General features: G+C 69.6%; 18 protein-coding genes. 11 read left to right on the forward strand and 7 right to left on the reverse strand.

Annotation, left to right across the window (positions count from 1 at the left end):
• Window positions 1–88: 88 nt before the first annotated feature.
• Both OH768_RS41705 and OH768_RS41710 read left to right on the forward strand, forming a co-directional pair.
• Entirely contained in the window at window positions 89–1,441 is a 1,353-nt protein-coding gene (locus tag OH768_RS41705; protein WP_406461651.1) for a cytochrome P450, read from the forward strand.
• Between the two features lie 809 nt (window positions 1,442–2,250).
• Window positions 2,251–2,544 carry a hypothetical protein gene (locus OH768_RS41710; RefSeq protein ID WP_406461653.1) on the forward strand — a complete coding sequence of 98 codons (294 nt, stop codon included), beginning with the start codon at window positions 2,251–2,253 and terminating at the stop codon, window positions 2,542–2,544.
• Here the strand turns inward: OH768_RS41710 and OH768_RS41715 are convergent.
• On the reverse strand, window positions 2,447–4,006 hold the full coding sequence (locus tag OH768_RS41715; RefSeq protein ID WP_406461654.1) for an amino acid permease: 1,560 nt from the start codon (window positions 4,004–4,006) through the stop codon (window positions 2,447–2,449). The two genes, OH768_RS41710 and OH768_RS41715, sit on opposite strands and share 98 nt — an antisense overlap.
• Window positions 4,007–4,228: 222 nt before the next feature.
• Between OH768_RS41715 and OH768_RS41720 the strand changes: the two genes are divergently transcribed.
• The 3 genes from OH768_RS41720 to OH768_RS41730 all read left to right on the forward strand — a co-directional run bounded on the left by OH768_RS41720 (window position 4,229) and on the right by OH768_RS41730 (window position 6,827).
• Window positions 4,229–4,849 (forward strand): PadR family transcriptional regulator, encoded by a 621-nt coding sequence (locus OH768_RS41720; protein ID WP_406461655.1) that lies wholly within the window; start codon window positions 4,229–4,231, stop codon window positions 4,847–4,849.
• Window positions 4,850–5,031: 182 nt separating this feature from the next.
• Window positions 5,032–6,054 carry an ATP-binding cassette domain-containing protein gene (locus OH768_RS41725; RefSeq protein WP_406461656.1) on the forward strand — a complete coding sequence of 341 codons (1,023 nt, stop codon included), beginning with the start codon at window positions 5,032–5,034 and terminating at the stop codon, window positions 6,052–6,054.
• Window positions 6,051–6,827 (forward strand): ABC transporter permease, encoded by a 777-nt coding sequence (locus tag OH768_RS41730; protein WP_406461657.1) that lies wholly within the window; start codon window positions 6,051–6,053, stop codon window positions 6,825–6,827. Before OH768_RS41725 ends, OH768_RS41730 begins: the two co-directional genes overlap by 4 nt.
• 66 nt (window positions 6,828–6,893) lie before the next feature.
• Here the strand turns inward: OH768_RS41730 and OH768_RS41735 are convergent, their stop codons facing one another.
• The 3 genes from OH768_RS41735 to OH768_RS41745 all read right to left on the reverse strand — a co-directional run bounded on the left by OH768_RS41735 (window position 6,894) and on the right by OH768_RS41745 (window position 9,157).
• Window positions 6,894–7,748 carry a siderophore-interacting protein gene (locus tag OH768_RS41735; protein ID WP_406461659.1) on the reverse strand — a complete coding sequence of 285 codons (855 nt, stop codon included), beginning with the start codon at window positions 7,746–7,748 and terminating at the stop codon, window positions 6,894–6,896.
• Window positions 7,749–7,837: 89 nt separating this feature from the next.
• Window positions 7,838–8,767: a 5'-3' exonuclease H3TH domain-containing protein gene (locus tag OH768_RS41740; protein WP_406465669.1), complete on the reverse strand. Its 930-nt coding sequence runs from the start codon at window positions 8,765–8,767 to the stop codon at window positions 7,838–7,840.
• A 21-nt stretch (window positions 8,768–8,788) separates the two neighbouring features.
• A complete protein-coding gene (locus tag OH768_RS41745) occupies window positions 8,789–9,157 on the reverse strand; it encodes a hypothetical protein (RefSeq protein WP_400977720.1) in 369 nt (122 codons plus the stop codon).
• 234 nt (window positions 9,158–9,391) lie between these two features.
• Here OH768_RS41745 and OH768_RS41750 point away from each other — a divergent pair, with 234 nt between their 5' ends.
• From OH768_RS41750 to OH768_RS41765, 4 genes are all read left to right on the forward strand, one after another.
• Window positions 9,392–10,447 (forward strand): glycine betaine/L-proline ABC transporter ATP-binding protein, encoded by a 1,056-nt coding sequence (locus OH768_RS41750; protein WP_406461660.1) that lies wholly within the window; start codon window positions 9,392–9,394, stop codon window positions 10,445–10,447.
• Window positions 10,440–12,260 (forward strand): ABC transporter permease/substrate binding protein, encoded by a 1,821-nt coding sequence (locus OH768_RS41755; protein ID WP_406461662.1) that lies wholly within the window; start codon window positions 10,440–10,442, stop codon window positions 12,258–12,260. Before OH768_RS41750 ends, OH768_RS41755 begins: the two co-directional genes overlap by 8 nt.
• A gap of 388 nt (window positions 12,261–12,648) precedes the next feature.
• Window positions 12,649–13,212: a helix-turn-helix domain-containing protein gene (locus OH768_RS41760; protein WP_406461663.1), complete on the forward strand. Its 564-nt coding sequence runs from the start codon at window positions 12,649–12,651 to the stop codon at window positions 13,210–13,212.
• Window positions 13,212–13,931, forward strand: a complete 720-nt coding sequence (locus tag OH768_RS41765) for a helical backbone metal receptor (protein WP_406461664.1) — start codon at window positions 13,212–13,214, stop codon at window positions 13,929–13,931. The genes OH768_RS41760 and OH768_RS41765 overlap by 1 nt, the downstream gene beginning before the upstream one ends.
• Here OH768_RS41765 and OH768_RS41770 read toward each other — a convergent pair.
• Window positions 13,843–14,967, reverse strand: coding sequence for a TDT family transporter (locus tag OH768_RS41770; RefSeq protein ID WP_406461665.1), 1,125 nt, complete (start codon window positions 14,965–14,967; stop codon window positions 13,843–13,845). The genes OH768_RS41765 and OH768_RS41770 overlap by 89 nt on opposite strands.
• A gap of 70 nt (window positions 14,968–15,037) precedes the next feature.
• Between OH768_RS41770 and OH768_RS41775 the strand changes: the two genes are divergently transcribed.
• Both OH768_RS41775 and OH768_RS41780 read left to right on the forward strand, forming a co-directional pair.
• Entirely contained in the window at window positions 15,038–15,961 is a 924-nt protein-coding gene (locus tag OH768_RS41775) for a LysR family transcriptional regulator (protein WP_406461666.1), read from the forward strand.
• A gap of 663 nt (window positions 15,962–16,624) precedes the next feature.
• The gene (locus OH768_RS41780) at window positions 16,625–17,593 is read left to right on the forward strand and encodes an aminoglycoside phosphotransferase family protein (RefSeq protein ID WP_406461667.1); all 969 of its coding nucleotides are present in this window, start codon (window positions 16,625–16,627) and stop codon (window positions 17,591–17,593) included.
• On the opposite strand, the gene OH768_RS41785 is transcribed toward OH768_RS41780, so the two are convergent.
• Window positions 17,565–18,281, reverse strand: coding sequence for a gamma-glutamyl-gamma-aminobutyrate hydrolase family protein (locus OH768_RS41785; protein WP_406461668.1), 717 nt, complete (start codon window positions 18,279–18,281; stop codon window positions 17,565–17,567). The genes OH768_RS41780 and OH768_RS41785 overlap by 29 nt on opposite strands.
• Window positions 18,282–18,345: 64 nt before the next feature.
• On the reverse strand, window positions 18,346–19,080 hold the full coding sequence (locus OH768_RS41790; RefSeq protein WP_406461669.1) for a FadR/GntR family transcriptional regulator: 735 nt from the start codon (window positions 19,078–19,080) through the stop codon (window positions 18,346–18,348).
• Window positions 19,081–19,097 lie beyond the last annotated feature (17 nt).

The raw sequence follows: 19,097 nt of genomic DNA on the forward strand, positions 1-19,097 counted from the left end.
CCCAGCCGGCGCGCGGAGGGAGCCGGGGCGCGGGCCTCTGGTTCAGGTAGGACCGAACCTCAACCGTCCACATCCTAGGGAGGAACACATGACCAACCAGGCCAGCATTCCTCGGGCGCCAGGATCCTTTCCGCTGATTGGCCACGCACCGTCCCTACTGCGCTCCCCGCTATCGTTCCTCAGCTCGCTGGCTTCGCACGGCACCCTGGTGCGGGTTCAAATCGGCCCTATGACAGCCCTGGTCGTGTGCGACGCACAACTGACACGTCAAGTCCTGCTCGACGATAAAGTGTTCGACAAGGGCGGCCTGCTGTATGACCGCGTCAGGGAGGGATTCGGCAATGGGCTGGCCTTGTGCCCGCATTCATCCCATCGACGTCAACGCCGCCTGATTCAGCCAGTCTTCAACCGTGAAAGCCTAGCCCGATATGCCGACACGATGACCGAGATGATCTACTCGACCATCAACGGATGGGTGGATGGACAAACCATCGACGTCCTCGCGGAGATGCAGGAGGTCACTGCGCGGACCATCGTCGCCTCGATACTGGGCCAGACTTTCACCGAAAATGAGCTTTCTGCAATGCTTCGGGACTTCGGAACATTATCCCGTGGCAGTTACCGAAGAATGTTCCTGCCGCCGTCCATGGCGAAACTCCCCACTCCTGGCAATCGGAGCTACCGGGCTGCGCGAGCCCGCCTCCGCCAAACGCTGACCGCAGCCATCCTTACGCGTCGCAGTGGGGGCACTACCTATAAGGACCTCCTGGGGGCGCTCCTTGAGGCATCACCAGAGGGGGAGAGGCTGACGGACGACGAGGTGGTCGACCAGGCAATGATCTTCTTCTTCGCCGGCATGGAATCCACCGCCGCAACACTCGCCTGGTCCCTACATCTCATAGCCACCCAGCCGGACGTCGAAGTCGCATTGCATAGAGAAGTGGACGCCGTGCTGGCCGGGGCGCCGGCTACTGTCAGTTTCCTGGCGGACCTGGCGTACACCCGAAAAATAATCACGGAAACCCTACGGTTTTACCCACCTGGGAGTCTTTTCACTCGCGTGACCACCGCCCAAACAGACTTGGGCGGTTACGAGATAGGGGTGGGTACGACGATTATCTGTAGTCCCTACCTCATGCATCATCAGCCCACAAATTTTTCCGCGCCGTACGTCTTCGACCCGAGCCGCTGGAACGAAACGCCGCGGACCGAGGCGGAGAGGGCAAGTTTCATTCCCTTCGGCGGAGGGCCGCGCAAATGCATCGGGGACAATTTCGGCATGATGCAAGCAGTTCTCGCACTGGCCGCCATCGCTTCCAGGTGGAAACTCACCCCTGTGCCTGGAGCCAAGGTGCGTGCCGGAGTCCGGACTGTGGTTAATCCGCAAGGACTGCTTATGACTGCAGCCTCGCGGTGCGCCCATGACGGGTCTTCGAATTAGATGAGGGTGCGGTGGTGACGGTCGACGAACAAGGAGTCCGCGAGCGTCTCTCCGGGGTGTGCGGAGGCCTTCAGTGATGCCGTGCAGCGCCGGAGTTCGCAGAGCCTCGGCCATCCGCTCGGCCGCGTCAGCGGCCCCCTTACGGCCAGTGCGATACGTGTTCATGTCCATCGCCATCAGTGCTCGCCCCCGGCGTGGTCCTGGATTCTCGTAGCGCGCTGGTGGCCTTCAGGATGTCATCCCTGTCCCTCACGGCGGCGGACCTGCTCACCGGCTGCGACGTTGGCGGCTGTCGGGTGGTGATCGAGGACAGCTCCGCAGCCGGTGGTCAAGCGTCGGTTCCGCTACAGCCGTTGAGTTCCCAGAAGAACTGGACCATGTGTCGAGGGATCTCTACTACGTCCTCGTGGCCGGGCGGATCCGTCTGAGAACCATGGTTCACCTTTCAGGCTGGTGCGCTCGGACGAGGAGGACGTCGCAGGACGCAGCCTGGAACGATGCGGGAGAACACTCGTGGCTGCGTACGGCGGAGGCTCAGCGGGTGTCCTGAACAGGGCTATGGCCGACAGGCGAAGAGGCGACGGCAGCCGCGATCAAGTGGGTGCTGAGGTTCCCCGGTGGTGGACGCGGACCCCACGGCGACGGCGATCACCCCGATTCTGCGGGCACCGCCAGCGGTACCTCCTCCTCCGCAGCGCGCCCTCGATGTGCCCCCAGCCACCGGTACACGCACCCCAGTCCCACCGCGACCAGCAAGAACAACACCGTGAACCAGGAAGCAAATCAAGGCGGACGCCGACGAGTTGTTGATGGCAGCCGCGACGGATGTGCGTGTCCCGAAGAAGTGCACGCTGCACAGTCTCCGGGACTTCTACGCGACGACGTTGATCAAGCACAAGGAGAGTGTGAAGGTCGTCCAGGTCCGCCTCGGGCATTCCAAGCCTTCGATCACGCTCGACAAGTACGTCGGCTACTGGCCGACCGACGAGGACACGACCGCTGCGGCTATCGAGTCGGTTCTGGAAGAGCCGGAGCCGGTTCCGCAACAGAGTGCACGCGTTGTGCACGCACCCACCGGTACAGGACTCCGAGGCCTACGGTGACCAGCAAGAACAACACAGTGAACCACTGGAAGTACCAGTGCCCGCCCGCCGGGTCGTACACTGCGGCCCGCGGCCACGCCAGGTTGACGGTCATGACGAGGCCGTAGAGGAGCGCCAGGGCGTTGACCGGTACCCCCCACCGGCCGAGCGAGAACAGTCGGGCGCCCGTCTCGTCCGTGCCCTCTGTTGTGAACTCGCCGCGCAGGCGGCGGAGCAGGAGGGGGCCCGTGACCATCGCGTAGGCCAGGTACAGCATCACGATGCAGGTGGTGCCGATGGCGAGGAAGGCGTCCGGGGAGGCGAAGTTGAGGAGGAGCAGGGCCGCTGCCAGGACGCCTACGACCAGGGCGGGGGCGCTGGGCATGCCCGTGCGGGGGTTGACCTTGGACAGGCGGGCGGAGAACGGGAGTTGGCCGTCGCGGGCCATGGAGAAGAGCATGCGGCAGGCCGCCGTCTGGATGGCGAGGGTCGCCACCGCGATCGCCACCACCACGTCGGCCAGCAGGGCCTTGCCGACGCCGTCGCCGAGGCGGCTCGTCAGGACGTAGCTGAGGCCGTCGACGCCCAGGTGGCCGTCGGTCAGGCTGGGGGCGGCGAGCAGGCCGCCGAGGATGATCAGGCCGCCGAGCAGGCCTGCGGCGGTGAGCGCGGTGAGGATCGTGCGGGGCGCGGTGCGGCGGGGGTTGTGGGTCTCCTCGCTCATCTCGCCCGCGCTGTCGAAGCCGATCATCACGTACGCCGCCGTGAACGAGCCGACCAGCAGCGCGCCTAGCAGGCCGCTCTCCAGGCTGCCGCCGGTGTGGAAGGTGATGCTCGGGGTGCGCTTGGAGTGGGTCAGCAGGAGGACGACGATCAGGATCGCGCCGATGATTTCCGCCGTCACACCGACCCGGTTGATCACCGACATCACACGGTTGTCGAGGATGTTCACCACCGTCGTCAGGACCAGCAGGATCACGCCCAGGACCGCCGCGTTGGCCGCGCCGTCCGGCGAGGTGGGCGTGGGATCGGTGCCCACCAGTTGGAAGCCCGACCAGATCGCCGGCAGCACCATCTGGAGCGCGAGCGCCGCCGCCGCCACGACCACGATCTGGCCGATCACCATGATCCAGCCGGCGAACCAGCCGAAGGTCGCGTTGGAGAGGCGGGACGACCACTGGTAGATCGCGCCCGAGATCGGGTAGCGCGCGGCCAGTTCCGCGAAGCAGGCGGCCACCAGCAACTGGCCTGCCAGCACGATCGGCCAGGCCCAGAAGAAGACCGGGCCGCCGAACGCGTACCCGAAGGCGAAGAACTGGAAGACGGTCGTCAGTACGGAGATGAAGGAGAACCCGGCCGCGAACGACGCGTACCGGCCGAGGCTGCGATGCAGTTCCTGGCGGTAGCCGAACTCGGCGAGGGAGCCGTCGTCGGGGGAGTGGGGCGGATCGGGGCGTACGTCGGAGGGGGTGGTTGTGGCCACGGCGGCACCTGCCTTCGGCGCGAATTCCTGTCGGGTGACAGAAATTAGGGACGGCCTGTTTCGGACGCGTCACGCGACCGTGTCCAGGGCGGGCCCAAGTCCTCACGCTCTTGCCCTCGCCGCAAAATCGCGATACATCGTGTATTGACGTTCCGCGGCGACTCGCGATATGTTCGATCACGAATATTCGGATGCGAGGTGTGGGTGGAGGTGGTGGTCCCCGTGGCCGCGAAGCGTCGCAAGCTCAGCAATCCGCTGGCACTCGCCGTGCTGGTGACCCTCTGCCAGGGCCCCATGCATCCGTACGAGATCGCCCAGACCCTGCGCCGCCAGGGCAAGGACACCAGCACGAAGATCAACTACGGCTCGCTCTACACGGTCGTCCAGAACCTGGAGAAGCACGGCTTCGTCGAGGTCGCCGACATAGAGCGCAAGGGAAACCGCCCCGAGCGCACGGTCTACGGCCTGACCGGCGCCGGGCGCGAGGAGATGACCGAGTGGCTGTCGGAGCTGCTGGCCCGCCCGGTCAAGGAGTTCCCCATCTTCGAGACGGCCCTCTCACTGCTGGGCGCCCTGCACCCCGACGAGGCGGTGACGCTGCTGGAGGAACGGGTGAAGAGCCTGGAGGTGCAGGCGGCCGGCGAGCGTGGGGCGCTGGAGAAGCTCTACGAGTCGGTGCCCCGCCTCTTCCTCGTCGAGGTCGAGTACCAGCTGCACATGACCGAGGCGCAGACCGAGTGGGTCCGCGGCCTGCTGGAGGAGCTCAGAAAGGGCTCGACGCTCGGCGTCGAAGGCTGGCGCCACTTCCACGAAACGGGGGAACAGCCACCGGAGTTCACCTAGCGAAGTCTGACCCCGACCGGACTGTTGCAGCAGCCCTGCCGGGGTCACGAACCCCGAGACCGACCCGCCGTGCGGCAAGCCAGGCAATCGAGGTGCGGCACACCCAGGATAGCCCGGCGCTCTGCACGCGGATCAGTCGTGACCTTTCACATCTCACATCCGCTCATTCATGGAGAGCTGTCATGGGCAGTACCCGTGCGCCCGCAGTAGCGGCACACCGACTGATCAAGACCTATCCCGGCGACGTCACCGCCCTCAACGGCATGGACGTCACCGTCGAACCCGGCACCGTCTTCGGCCTCCTCGGGCCGAACGGCGCCGGCAAGTCCACCACCGTCAAGATCCTCACCACCCTGGCCCGCCCCGACTCCGGCACGGCCACCGTCGCGGGACACGACGTGCTGCGCCACCCGGACCGGGTACGCCGCGCGATCGGCGTGGTCGCGCAGAACTCGGGCGCCGACCCGACGGCGACCGGCCGCGAGAACCTCCAACTCCAGGGCAGGCTCTACGGCTTGAAGGGCGCCGCCCTCGCGCAACGGGTGGACGAACTCCTCGACCGCTTCTCCCTCGCCGACGCCGCCGGGCGCCCGGTGAAGGGCTACTCCGGCGGAATGCGCCGCCGCCTGGACGTGGCGCTCGGTCTGGTGCACCGGCCCGAGGTGCTCTTCCTGGACGAGCCCACCACGGGCCTCGACCCGGAGGCCCGCACCGCGATGTGGGACGAGATCGGCCGGCTCGCGGGGGAGGAGGGGCTGACCATCCTGCTCACCACGCACTACCTCGAAGAGGCCGACCGGCTCGCCGAGCGCATCGCGATCGTCGACCGCGGCCGGGTCGTCGTCGAAGGCACCCCCGACTCGCTCAAGGGCGAACTCCGGGGCGACGCCGTCCACTTGGAGCTGCGCGAAGCGGTCGGCGACGCCGGTCGTACGCTGCTCAGGAGCGCCCTCGTCGGACTGCCCGGCGTGCACGAGGTACTGGTCGACGGACGCCGGGTCAGCGCCCGCGCCGACGACGGAGCAGCCGCGATGCCCGTCCTGCTGGCGGCGTTCGAGCGCGTCGGCGTCGGGGTCGCCGCCGCGACCGTCGCCCGCCCCTCGCTCGACGACGTCTATCTCCGCTACGCCGGCCGCCGATACTCCGAGGCCGACGCGGACAGCACCGAGCAGCTTGCCGTCGCCGTCGCCGGAGGTGCGCGATGAGCACCGCCGTCTCCCAGACCTGGTACATGACGCAGCGTCAACTCAGGGTGTTCGCACGGCAGCCCGCCTTCGCGGTCATCACCCTCATCCAGCCGGTGATCTGGCTGTTCCTCTTCGGCAACCTCTTCAAGAAGGTCGTCGAACTCGGCGGCTTCGGCACCACCTCGTATCTGGACTACCTCGTCCCCGGTGTGGTCGTGATGAGCGCGCTCAGCTCCAACATGTGGGCGGGCATGGGCACGTTGGAGGAGATCCAGCGCGGCACCCTCAACCGCTTCCTGACCACTCCGGTCAGCCGGGCCGCGCTGATGAACGGCAACGTCGTCAACAACGGCCTGGTGACCGCGTTCCAGTCGGTGGTCATCGTGCTGCTCGGACTCCTCGGCGGCGCCGACTACCCGGGAGGCGTCGGCGGCATCGCGATCCTGATAGTCGCCTCGGTGCTGCTCGGCACGATATTCGGGGCGCTCTCCAACGCGCTCGGGATGCTGGTGCAGGAGCGGGAGTCGATCATCGGCATCAACACCTTCCTGCTGCTGCCGCTGACATTCCTGTCCAGCGCCTTCATGGCGCCCTCGCAGATGCCCTCGTGGATGCGGCACATCGCCGACTTCAACCCGCTCAACTGGGCGATGGTGGCGGGCCGTTCGGCGATGTCCGAGCATCCCGACTGGGGTGACGTACTCAGCCGCGGCGGCGCGCTGCTGGGACTCGCGGTGGTGGCGGTGTGGCTGTCGATCCGCACGTTCCGCTCTTATCAGCGGTCGGTGTGAGCGACCCGCGCATGACGAAGGGGCGGTGCCTCGAAGCGCCGCCCCGTTCGGAACCTCACGTGGGTGCTACGCGGCGGACGTAGCCCCCGTCACACCCTCCTGCTCGGCCTCGATCTTCGCGTTCCAGTCCCGCTTGGAGGCCTGCCAGCCGTCCTCGTTGTGGCCGAGCCGCCAGTAGCCGGAGATCGACAGGTCCTCGCGCGGAATCGCCGACTCGACCCGCAGCAGGGCCCGCAGGTCCTTCACGAAGGCCGCCTCGCCGTGCACGAACGCGCGCACGCGGCCCTCGGGGAACTCCAGGGCTCGTACGGCCTCGACGAGCGCCTCGCCGACGGGACGGTCCCCGCGGTGCAGCCAGACGACCTCGATGTCCGAGTCGATCTTCTGCTCCTCCTCGGGCCCGGAGATCTCCACGAAGGCGTGTGCCGTGACGCCCTCGGGCAGCGACTCCAGCGCGCGGGCGATCGCGGGCAGCGCGCTCTCGTCTCCGGCGAGCAGATGCCAGTCGGCGTCGGTGTCGGGGGCGTAGGCGCCACCGGGGCCCATGAAGCGGACGGTCTCGCCCGGCTGAACGCGGGTGGCCCACGGGCCGGCGAGGCCCTCGTCGCCGTGGATCACGAAGTCCAGGGTGAGTTCGAGGTGTTCGGCGTCCCAGGCGCGCACGGTGTAGGTCCGGGTCACCGGCCACTGCTCGCGCGGGAACTCGGCGCGGATGCGCTCCATGTCGAAGGGCTCGGGGTAGGTGGCACCCCCGGCCGGGAAGAGCAGCTTCACGTAATGGTCGGTGCAGGTGTCCGCCGAGAACTCGGCCAGACCCTCGCCACCGAGCACCACGCGCTGCATGTGGGGGCTCAGCCGTTCGGTGCGGACAACCTGCGCGGAGTGGGGCTTACGCGGCTTCCGTGCCGGACGTTCTGCCATGACGGCCTCCCGAATTCCCATGCTTAGGCTTACCTAAGTTAGCACTACATTCTCTGTAAAAGGCAAGAAAGCGAGGGCAGGAACCATGCTTACGCGCCCAGCGTGGTCAGCAGTCGCTGCAATGATCCGCCCAGTCCCCAGCGTTCCGCCAGTGCGCCCACCAACTCCGGATCACGCGGGGCGCGCGGCAGGGCGGGGTCGACATCGGGCAGCGGTACGTCGTCCGCGACCCGTACGACCTTGGGCGCGACCGCGACATAGGGCCGCGACTCGTCGAGGCGCTTGCGCTGCGAGGGGGTCAGCTTGGACTTCGGGTCGTCGATCGCCGCCATGATCCCGTCCACGTCACCGAACTCGGCGAGGAGCTTGGCCGCCGTCTTCTCGCCGATCCCGGGCACGCCCGGCAGACCGTCGCTGGGGTCGCCGCGCAGCAGCGCCAGATCCACGTAACCGCGGCCGTCGACACCGTACTTCTCGCGCAGCACCGCCTCGTCGGTGAGCTGGAGGGAGCCGACCCCCTTGATCGGATACAGGACGCGGATGCCGCGGGCGTCGTCGACGAGCTGGTACAGGTCGCGGTCGCCGGTGACGATGTCGACCGGGACCTTGGCGTGCGCCGTGAACGTGCCGATCACATCGTCCGCCTCGTACGGCTCGACGCCCACGCGTGCGATGCCGATCGCGTCGAGGACGGCCTCGATGATCGGGACCTGCGGGGAGAGCGTGTCCGGTACCTCCTCCGCGTCCGGGCCGCTCTCGCGCACCTCGGCGACGCGGTGCGCCTTGTAGGTGGGGATCAGGTCGACCCGCCACTGGGGCCGCCAGTCCGCGTCCATGCACGCGACCAGCTGGTCGGGCCGGTGGTCCTTGACCAGCCGGTCGATGAATTCGAGCAGCCCGCGCACGGCGTTCACCGGCGTCCCGTCCGGTGCCTTCACGGACTCCGGGACGCCGAAGTAGGCGCGGAAGTAGAGCGAGGCGGTGTCGAGGAGCATCAGTCGTCCGGTCACGTCACGCATCATGCCGCACGACGTCCGCGGTCACGTAGTGGCACGGGCCGGCAGTGTCAACAGCCATGTCCAGCGCGGACGTTCCGTGACCAGGGTGGCGGCGGCGAGCACGGACACCGGGACCGCGGCCCACAGCGGCATGATCCACCAGGCGGCGACCAGGGCGCCGGCGATCTGGAGCAGTACGAGGAGGATCGTCACCCACCCCGGGACGGCGACGACCACGTGCGCCTTGTCACCCGGAGTGGTGAAGACGCTCGGCAGTCCGATCAGCACCACCAGCGACAGCACGGCCAGCGGCCACGAGTGTCCGGAGAGGGCCCAGGGCACACCGATCCAGGCGACGAGCTCCGTACCGAAGCGCAAAGCCGACGGCACACGGTCGTCCGGTCGTTCCACGGCGTCCCCCCACGGTCCCCGACAGTGACGTCGTCGGTGATCCTACGGCGCGAGTGACCTGGCGCACTCCGTGTTTGCGTCGGCGAAGCGAGGGCAGGCGCCGCCTCGGAGCGATGCCGGTTGCGTGTTCAACCGTCGACGGACCGAGGCCCGAAGTTGACGGCCCCGGGCCCGTCGTCATCCCGATCGCGAGCGCCGTCGCCTCCCTGTCCTGCCCCCGAACGAGAGGTACGCGTGTCAGCCAGGCTAGAAGCCGAGCACCTGCACAAGGTGTTCGGCAGACGAACCGACCAGGCGGTCGAACGGCTCCAGGCAGGAGCCGACCGGGAGGAACTGCGCGCCGACGGCACCACCGCAGCCGTGATCGACGCCTCCTTCTCCGTCGCACCGGGCCAGATCTTCGTCGTCATGGGCCTGTCCGGCTCCGGCAAGTCCACGCTCCTGCGCATGCTCAACGGACTCCTTGAGCCCACCGCGGGCCGCGTCCTCTTCGACGGCCAGGACCTCACCGCGCTCACCGACCGCGAACTGCGCCAGGTTCGCGCCCACAAGATCAGCATGGTCTTCCAGCACTTCGCGCTCTTCCCGCACCGCAGCGTCCGCGAGAACGCCGCCTACGGCCTGGAAGTGCAGGGTGTGCCCCGCGCCGAGCGCGAAGCCCGCGCAGGCGAGGCCCTCGCGCTGTGCGGCCTGGCCGGCTGGGAGGACTCCTGGCCCGACGAGCTGTCCGGCGGAATGCAGCAACGCGTCGGCCTGGCCCGGGCGTTGGCCACCGACGCCGACCTGCTCCTCATGGACGAGTCCTTCAGCGCGCTCGACCCGCTGATCCGCCGGGACATGCAGGACCAGCTCCTGGAACTCCAGAAGTCGTTGAAGAAGACCATCGTCTTCATCACCCACGACCTCAACGAGGCCATGCGCCTCGGCGACCGCATCGCCGTCATGCGCGACGGCCGTATCGTCCAGACCGGCACCGCCGAGGACATCCTGCTGCGCCCCGCGAACGACTACGTCGCCTCCTTCATCCAGGACGTCGACCGCTCCCGGGTGCTGACCGCGTCCGCCGTCATGGACACCGGCGTCGACGGCCACGAGGCCGACTGCGACTGCGAGACCGCCACGCCGGACACCCCCTTCACCGACCTGTGCGCCCTCAGCGCCCGCCTCACCCACCCGGTCGCGGTGCTCGACGCGGCCGACGCCGTCGTAGGAGTCGTACCGCAGGAACGGCTGGTCGCGTTCCTCGGGGAGTCCGCCACGGAGCAGGAGCAGGTGACCGCCTGTGCCTAGGCTTCCGCTCGGTGACTGGGTCGACTCCGGGGTCGACTGGCTGGTCGCCCACATGTCCTGGCTCTTCGACGCGATCAAGACGGTCGTCGAGGGCATGTACGACGGTGTCAACGCGGTCCTCACCGCGCCCGAACCCCTGCTTCTCGCGGGCATCCTGGCGGTGCTCGCCTGGTGGCTGCGCGGACTGGTCGCGGGTGTCCTGGCCTTCGCCGGGTTCCTGCTGATCGACTCGCTCGACCTGTGGGACCGGTCCATGTCGACGCTGGCCCTGGTACTGGTCGCGACCGTCATCGCCCTGGTGATCTCGATCCCGCTGGGCATCTGGGCGGCCCGCTCCAAGACGGTCAGCGCGGTGGTACGGCCCGCCCTCGACCTGCTCCAGACGATGCCGTCGATGGTGCTGCTGATCCCGGCGATCCTCTTCTTCGGGCTCGGCACCTCCGCCGGCGTCATCGCCACCCTGATCTTCGCGCTCGCCCCCGGCGTCCGCATGACCGAGCTGGGCATCCGGCAGGTCGACGCCGAACTCGTCGAGGCGGCCGAGGCGTTCGGCACCTCACCGCGCGACACCCTGCTGCGCGTTCAACTGCCGCTCGCCCTCCCGACGATCATGGCGGGCGTCAACCAGGTCATCATGCTGGGCCTGTCGATGGTCGTCATCGCGGGCATGGTCGGCACCGGCGGCCTCGGCGGCGCCGTCAACGAGGCCATCGGCCAGCTCGACATCGGCTTCGGCTTCGAGGCGGGCGTCGGCATCGTCGTCCTCGCCATCTACCTCGACCGGATGACCGGCGCGCTCGGCACCCAGATCTCCCCGCTCGGCCGCAGGGCCGCCGCCAAGGCCCGCGCGGCGGAGAGTGTCAAACCCTGGAACCACCGCCCCCGCCCGGCGTTCGCCGTGATCGGTGTGGTCGTCCTCGCCCTGGTGGCCGGCGGCCTGGGTGTCTTCGGCTCCTCCTCCGGGACGAAGGCGACCTCCGCCACGGACGTCGGCAAGGGCAAGGAGATCACCATCGGCTACATCCCCTGGGACGAGGGAATCGCCTCCACCTTCCTCTGGAAGGAGCTCCTGGAGGAGCGCGGCTACAAGGTGACGACCACCCAGTACGCCGCCGGCCCCCTCTACACCGGCGTCGCCACCGGCCAGGTCGACTTCCAGACCGACGCCTGGCTGCCCACCACCCACGCCGAGTACTGGAAGAAGTACGGCAAGCAGCTCGACGACCTCGGCAGCTGGTACGGCTCCACGTCCCTGGAGCTGACCGTCCCGTCGTACGTGAAGGACGTCAACACGCTCGCCGACCTCAAGACCCACGCCGCCGAGTTCGGCGGCAAGATCACCGGCATCGAACCGAGCGCCGGAATGATGGGCCTCCTGAAGACCAAGGTCCTCAAGGAGTACGGCCTTCAGGGCTACGACGTCGTCGACGGCTCCACTCCGGCGATGCTGGCCGAGCTGAAGCGCGCGTACGCCAAGAAGCAGCCGATCGTCGTCACGCTCTGGTCGCCGCACTGGGCGTACAGCGACTACAAGCTGAAGAAGCTCACCGACCCGAAGAACGCCTGGGGCAAGGGCGACGGCGTGCACACCGTGTCCCGCAAGGGCTTCGCCGCCGACAACCCCGATGTCGGCAAGTGGCTGAAGGGCTTCCGCATGACCGAGGCGCAGCTCACCGGTCTGGAGGCGCAGATCCAGAAGTCCGGCAAGGGCCAGGAGCAGGCCGCCGTCCGCACCTGGCTGAAGCAGCACCCGGGCCTCGTCGACAAGTGGGCACCGGTGAAGCAGAACCAGAAGAGCCAGGCGGCCGGATGACCTGACAGTCCCAGCCGCCGCCCCGGAGGTGGGCTTCGCCGCGCGTTCCCCCTTCGTGCGGCGAAGCCCACCTTTCGTGCTGTCCCGGTACGAAAAGGATCCGGCCAACCACACAGCGCTACGAAGCCGCTCGATCGGGCCCGAGAAGTGAGCGGGAACACAGGCGACCGCGTACGCATTGAAGAGTAGAGACGAACTCTCGCGCTGATCGAGGGGCAGCGGGCCCCTGTGCACTGGCCAGAACCGTGAGGTCCGATCGCACGCTGTGTGACGTGGATGTGACAGGCGCATGAAACGGTTTGCCGAACATGCGTAGGGTGCAGAGAACTCATCAGAGGCAGGTTCAGAACCGGCTGCGGGCCGACGAGCGAAGGAGGGAGCCGGAGCGATGGGCGACCACAAAGAACAGCCCCTTCGGGTGGGTGCGGCCGTACGGCGGCGGCGCCGCGCGCTGGACCTGACACTCGCCGTCGTGGCCGAGCGCAGCGGTCTGTCGGTGCCCTTCCTGAGCCAGGTCGAGAACGACCGGGCGCGCCCCAGCCGGAGTTCCCTGGAGAAGGTGGCCGACGCCCTGCGCACCACGGCCGTCGAACTCCTCGCCGCCGCCGACCCCGCGTGCAGCGTCGACGTCGTACGCGCCGAGGAACCCGAGTCGGCCGCACCCCGGATGCGTTCCCTGGTACGAGGTCATCACCAGCTGCACGCCTCGGAGTTCACCGGCGACCATGACGCCGGACGCGAATTCCAGCACCGCAACGACGAGTTGATGTACGTCGCGGACGGCGCCGTCGAGATCGAGGCGGAGGGGCGCGCGTACCGGCTTGTGCGCGGCGACACGATGTACCTGACCGGCGGGGTACGTCACCGCTGGCGCGCGACCGTGCCGGACACCCGGGTCGTCGTGGTCGCGGTGGCCGAGCACATCGAGGCGGTCCAGGACCGCGCGCGCTGATGCGCGTCGTCTCGCTCGTGCCGTCCCTGACGGAGGCAATTGCCGTGTCGCTGCCGGGAGTTCTGGTCGGCGCGACCGACTGGTGCAGTCATCCGTCCGGCCTGGACGTGACGCGCGTCGGCGGCACCAAGAACCCGAAGCTCGACCCGATCCTCGCCCTCGCGCCCGACCTGGTGGTCGCCAACGAGGAGGAGAACCGCGAGCCGGACCTGACGGCCCTGCGGGAGGCGGGTGTCGGGGTCCTGGTCACCGAAGTGCGTGACGTCCCGCAGGCCTTCCGCGAACTGGACCGGGTCCTGGCCGCCTGCGGAGCATCGCCACGACCGCGCTGGCTGGACGAGGCCGAGCGGGCATGGGCCGAACTCCCGGTCCCCGAACGCCGGTTGACCGCCGTCGTCCCCGTCTGGCGCCGCCCCTGGATGGTGCTCGGGCGGGACACCTTCGCGGGCGATGTGCTGTCCCGCCTGGGCGTCGACCACGCCTACGCGACGCACGCCGAGCGCTACCCGCGCGCCACGCTCGATGAACTACGGGCCGCGGAACCGGAGTTGGTGGTCCTCCCCGACGAGCCGTACCGCTTCACGGCCGAGGACGGACCGGAGGCATTCCCCGACCTGCCCTGCGCGCTCGTCAGCGGCCGGCACCTGACGTGGTACGGGCCGTCACTGGCCGAAGCGCCACGGGTGCTGTCCGAGGCCCTGCGAGCAGCTCGCCGCTGATCAGACCCCGGGCCGTGTGTACGGCTGCGGTGGCCCAGGCGATGACGAGCACGCCGTACAGGACGAACGCGAGCCCGTCGTAGGCGGCGAGGCCGGTGTGCCGGGCCAGGGACTCGGCACCGGTGACGCAGGTGCCGACCGGGAAGGTGAACGCCCACCAGGTCATCGTGAAGCCCATACCCCGGCGCCTGGCGCGGACCACGTGCGCGGTGGCGAGGGCGAACCAGAGCAGTGCGAAGCCCATGACGGGGACGCCGTAGAGAACGGCCAGGAGGCTGAAGGCCTGGGCGGAGGCGGCCGGTACGACGCCGGGGGCGAAGTCCGCGAACTTGCCGACGGCGGTGGTCGATTGACCGAGCGGGCCGAGCACCAGGAACAGCGTCGGGGTGAGTACGAGGGGCAGCGGTCCGCCGGTGACCAGCCTGGCGAAGATCAGCGGCAGCATCAGGAGCGTGGCCAGCAGACTCAGCCCGAACATCGCGAAGCACGCGAGGAGGAGTGTCTCCCGGGGCTGTCCGGGCGGCAGATGGGGCACCAGGAGCGGCCCGAGGGCGGCCGACACCATGGGCGCGACGACGGGCAGCAGCCACACCGGGGTCGCCTCCGAGGGATGCACGTGACGCCGTACGGCCATCAGGTACGGGACGGCGACGGCGGCCGTGAGCCCGACGACCGTGCCGGCGCCGAACAGCACGGCGTCGAGGACGACCGCCGCGCGCAGCCCGATCCAGTCCTGCCCGACGACGAGGGCACCGCCGCCCACCGCCAGCAGGGCCATCGCGAGACAGCCGTAGAACGGGGCCGTCGCCGGATCCCGGAGATGGGCGCGGGCCTGGTCGCGGTGGTGGGTCCAGTGCAGGGTGCGGGCGGTGAGCAGGGCCAGGAGGAGGGCGAGGGAGAGGGCCCAGACGGCGGTGCAGGCCGTGCGCAGTCCCGGGAGGTGGCCGGGGAGCCCGGCGCCGGCTGTGGCGACGATGGCGGTGCCCATGACGGACGCGTACCAGTTGGGTCCGAGGTGACGAACTGCGGTGACCATGTGTCCAGCGTCTCGCCGGCTGAGACGGGCGACCAGGGAGTATGTGCCTATGGGGACATAAACTGGATTTATGAGCAGTGACGAGACGGACGGCGGGCGGGGAGGGTCGATAGCGCACCGGGTGCCGGATCTGGGCGCGCTGGAACTGCTGCTGGCGGTGGCCCGGCTCGGCAGCCTCGGTGGCGCGGCACGCGAGCTGGGCATCACCCAGCCGGCGGCCAGCAGCCGGATCCGCTCCATGGAACGGCAGCTCGGTGTGGCCCTGGTGGACCGTTCTCCGCGCGGCTCGCGGCTCACGGACGCGGGTGCCCTGGTCACCGACTGGGCGCGCCGGGTCGTCGAGGCCGCCGCCGCGTTCGACGCGGGTGCCCAGGCGCTACGGCACCGGCGGGACTCCCGGCTCCGGGTCGCCGCGAGCATGACCATCGCGGAGTACCTGCTCCCCGGTTGGCTCCTGGCTCTGCGCTCCCAACGCCCGGACACGGCGGTGTCGTTGCTGGCCGGCAACTCCACGACGGTCGCGGAACAACTGCTGGCCGACGAGGCGGACCTGGGCTTCGTGGAGGGCCTGTCGGTCCCGTCCGGCTTGGACTCCACGGTGATCGCCCACGACCACCTGATCGTCGTGACCGCCCCCACCCACCCCTGGGCCCGCCGCCGACGCCCCGTCCCCGCAACGGAGTTGGCGTCGACACCGCTGATCCTCCGGGAAAAGGGCTCGGGCACACGCCAGGTCCTGGACGCGGCACTGGGCGGCCTGGCCCGCCCTCTCATCGAGTTGTCCTCCACTACGGCGGTCAAGGCATCGGCGGTGAGCGGAGCGGGGCCGGCTGTCCTGAGCGAACTGGCGGTGGGCGAGGAACTGTCGACGCGACGCCTGGTCCGCATACCGGTCGAGGGACTCACCCTGGCCCGCGACCTGAGAGCGGTCTGGCCCACGGGCCACCGACCGACAGGCCCAGCGCGCGAGCTGTTGTCCCTGACCCGGGCTTGACACCCCCGCCCGGGGGCTCCGCCCCCAGACCCCCGACCTATGCCCACCCACCACCCGACTCGGTGGGTCGAGAAGTGCGCCGCCTCGGCTCGGTGGGGTGAGCGGTGCGCCGTTCGGGCTCGGTGGGGCGAGGGCCGTGCCGCCCGGGCTCGGTGGGTTGTGGGGCGTGCGGCCCCGGCTTGGTGGGTTGTGGGGCGTGCGGCCCCGGCTTGGTGGGGCGAGGGGTGTGCGCCCCTGGGCTCGGTGGGTTGTGAGGTGCGCTACCCCGACTCGGTGGCGCGAGATCTCGCGGCCCGGCTTGGTGGGGTGAGGGGTATGCCGCCTGGGCTTGGTGGGGTGAGGGGTGTGGGCCTCGGGCTGGGTGGGTCGTGAGGTGTGCGACTTCGGCTCGGTGGGGTGTGGTGCGCCGCCCGGGCTCGGTGGGCCGAGGGGCGTGCGGCCCCGGCTTGGTCGGGTGGGAGGCTCGCGGCCCTGGCCCGGTAGGGCGAGCGGTGCGCCACCCCGGCTCGGTGCCGAGAAGTGCGCGTTCCGGCCCGGAGTAGTCGAGCGGTGCGTCGCCCCAGCTCGAAGTAGGCGGGCGGTGCGTCACCCCAGCCCGGAGTATCGGCGCCCGCGGCGAAAACCCTTGGCACGCGCCCGCCACCCTCCCTCACCATGACCGGCATGTCTTCTCCGACCGCCCCGCCCGCCACCGGCGTCCGTACCCCCTGGGAAGCCCTCCCCGGCCACGTCCACGAGGCCGTCGCGCGGTTGCTCGGTTCGCCCGTGACGCGTGCCGTCACTCAGGTCGGCGGGTTCTCGCCGGGGACCGCTGCCAGGGTGCGGACCGCCGACGGTGCTCGTGCCTTTGTGAAGGCGGTCAGTGCCGAGGTCAACCCGCACAGCCCGGAGTTGCATCGCGCAGAGGCTCGTAATGCCGCGGCTCTGCCGGCCGCGGTTCCCGCCCCTCGTCTCCTGGGTGCGTATGACGACGGTATGTGGGTTGTGCTGGTTTTTGAGGAGGTGGTGGGGCGGCAGCCTCATGTCCCATGGCGGGAGGGCGAGTTGGCGCGGGTCCTGCGTGCCGTGGAGCAACTCGGCCGTGCTCTCACGCCGTCTCCCGTCGCCGCCCCGCCCGTGGCCGACAGCCTTGCCGGCGACTTCGACGGGTGGCGGCGTCTGCTCGACGGAGAGGTGGGTGATGTCGGCGGACGACTCGACCCCTGGACGGTCGGGCATCTCCCCGAACTTGCCCAACTCGCCGCCCCCTGGGCCGAGTCCGCGTCCGGTGGCATCCTCGCGCACGGCGATCTGCGTGCGGACAACATGCTGCTCACGGACGACGGCGGGGTCGTCTTCGTCGACTGGCCGCACGCCGTCCTTGCCGCCCCCTGGTTCGACCTGCTGGTCATGCTGCCGTGTGTGCGGGCCCAAGGCGGTCCGGATCCGGAGGAGTTGTTCAGTCGGCATCCCCTTGCCGAGGGTGCGGATCCGTCCGGTGTCACCGCCACCCTGGCGGGGCTCGCCGCATTTTTTGTCGAGCACTCGCTCCTGCCTCCGCCGCCGGGCCTGCCCACCCTGCGTGCCTTCCAGCGGGCGCAGGGCGACGCTGCCCTCGGCTGGCTCAGGAAGCGGTGGGAGACGGCGCCGTAGTGGCGACCGTGGCCGCTGCCACCAGGGCCCGCATCACGCGCAGGTCCTCACCCATCTCCGGATGCCATTGGACGCCCAACACCCAGTCGGCGGAGGGGAGTTCGACCGCCTCCACGGTGCCGTCCCCGGCCCAGGCCGAGACCACGAGGCCCGCGCCCAGGCGGTCCACGGCCTGGTGGTGGAACGTCGGTACGGACGTCTCCTCCGGTACCGCCGCCGCGTACAGCGTTCCCGGTACCGGCTTGACCGGGTGGCGGCCGAAGACTCCCGGTGTCTCCGCGTGGCCGTCGATGTGCTGAACGAGGGTGCCGCCCACGGCGACGTTCAGCAGCTGCATGCCCCGGCAGATGCCCAGCAGGGGCAGGCCGGCCGTCAACGAGGCCTCGATCAGGGCGAGTTCCCAGGTGTCCCGGGCGAGAGCGGGCGGGCCGGTGCGGGGCTCGCGCTCCGCGCCGTAGCGGACCGGCTCGACGTCCGGACCGCCCGCGATCACCAGGCCGTCGAGACGGGCCACGGTCGCTGCCGCGTGCTCGGGGGCGTCCGGCGGCAGCATCGCGGCGAGGCCGCCCGCCTGTTGGACCAGCCGCGGGTAGCCGGCCGGCAGCAGCGCGGCCTCCAGCTCCCAGGTGCCCCAACGTGCCCCGGCCTCCAGGTATGTACTGATGCCGATCAGCGGCCTGCCCGCCATGCTTTCCTCCGACCGCGAAGCGACGTGAATGGACTCGACGGGAACCATTGAACTACCCCACCCGTCACGCGAGGAAGCCCCGCAGCAGGGCCGCCGTCCCGGCGCAGTGCTCCCGCATCATCTCCCGCGCCCCGTCCGCGTCCCCGTCCAGCACCGCCTCCACCAGCGCGATGTGCTGCCGCTGCGAGTGCTCCAGGTTGCGGACCAGGAGCGGGATGCAGTCGAGGAGGTCGTTCACCGTGGCCCGTACCGCCGCGTACTGCGCGGTCAGTGTCGGCGAACCACACAGTTCGGCCAGGGTGAGGTGGAGCAGGGTGTCCAGGCGGCGGTAGTCGGCGAGCGGCGCGTCGTGCGTGCGGGCCAGGGCGTCGCGCAGCCGTCCCGCCTGTTCGGCCGTCAGGCCGTGCGTCGCGCACAGGCCCGTCGCGCCGACCTCCAGCACCTCGCGGAAGCGCAGTACGTCCTCGATGTCGACCACGCTGATCCGCCGCCGCAGCTCGTCCTCGCCGCCGGCGTCCGACTTCGGCAGCACGAACGTCCCGCCGTAGCGTCCGCGCCGCGACTCCACGAGCCCCTGGTCCTGCAGTACCTTCAGAACCTCGCGCAGTGTCACGCGGCTGATCCCCAGCCGCTCGGCCAGCTCCCGCTCGGCCGGCAACCGCTCGCCCCCCGGCACCAGCCCCAGCCGTACGACCTGCAGAATCTGTTCCAGCGCCTCTTCGAAGCCGTTGCCCGCCCGCACCGGCCGCAGCACCGGGGTCAACCGGTCCTCGACGCCGTCCTCCGCATCCAGCGACATATGGCGGCACCCCCTTC

The sequence above is a fragment of the Streptomyces sp. NBC_01622 genome (assembly GCF_045209635.1).
GTDB lineage: Bacteria > Actinomycetota > Actinomycetes > Streptomycetales > Streptomycetaceae > Streptomyces.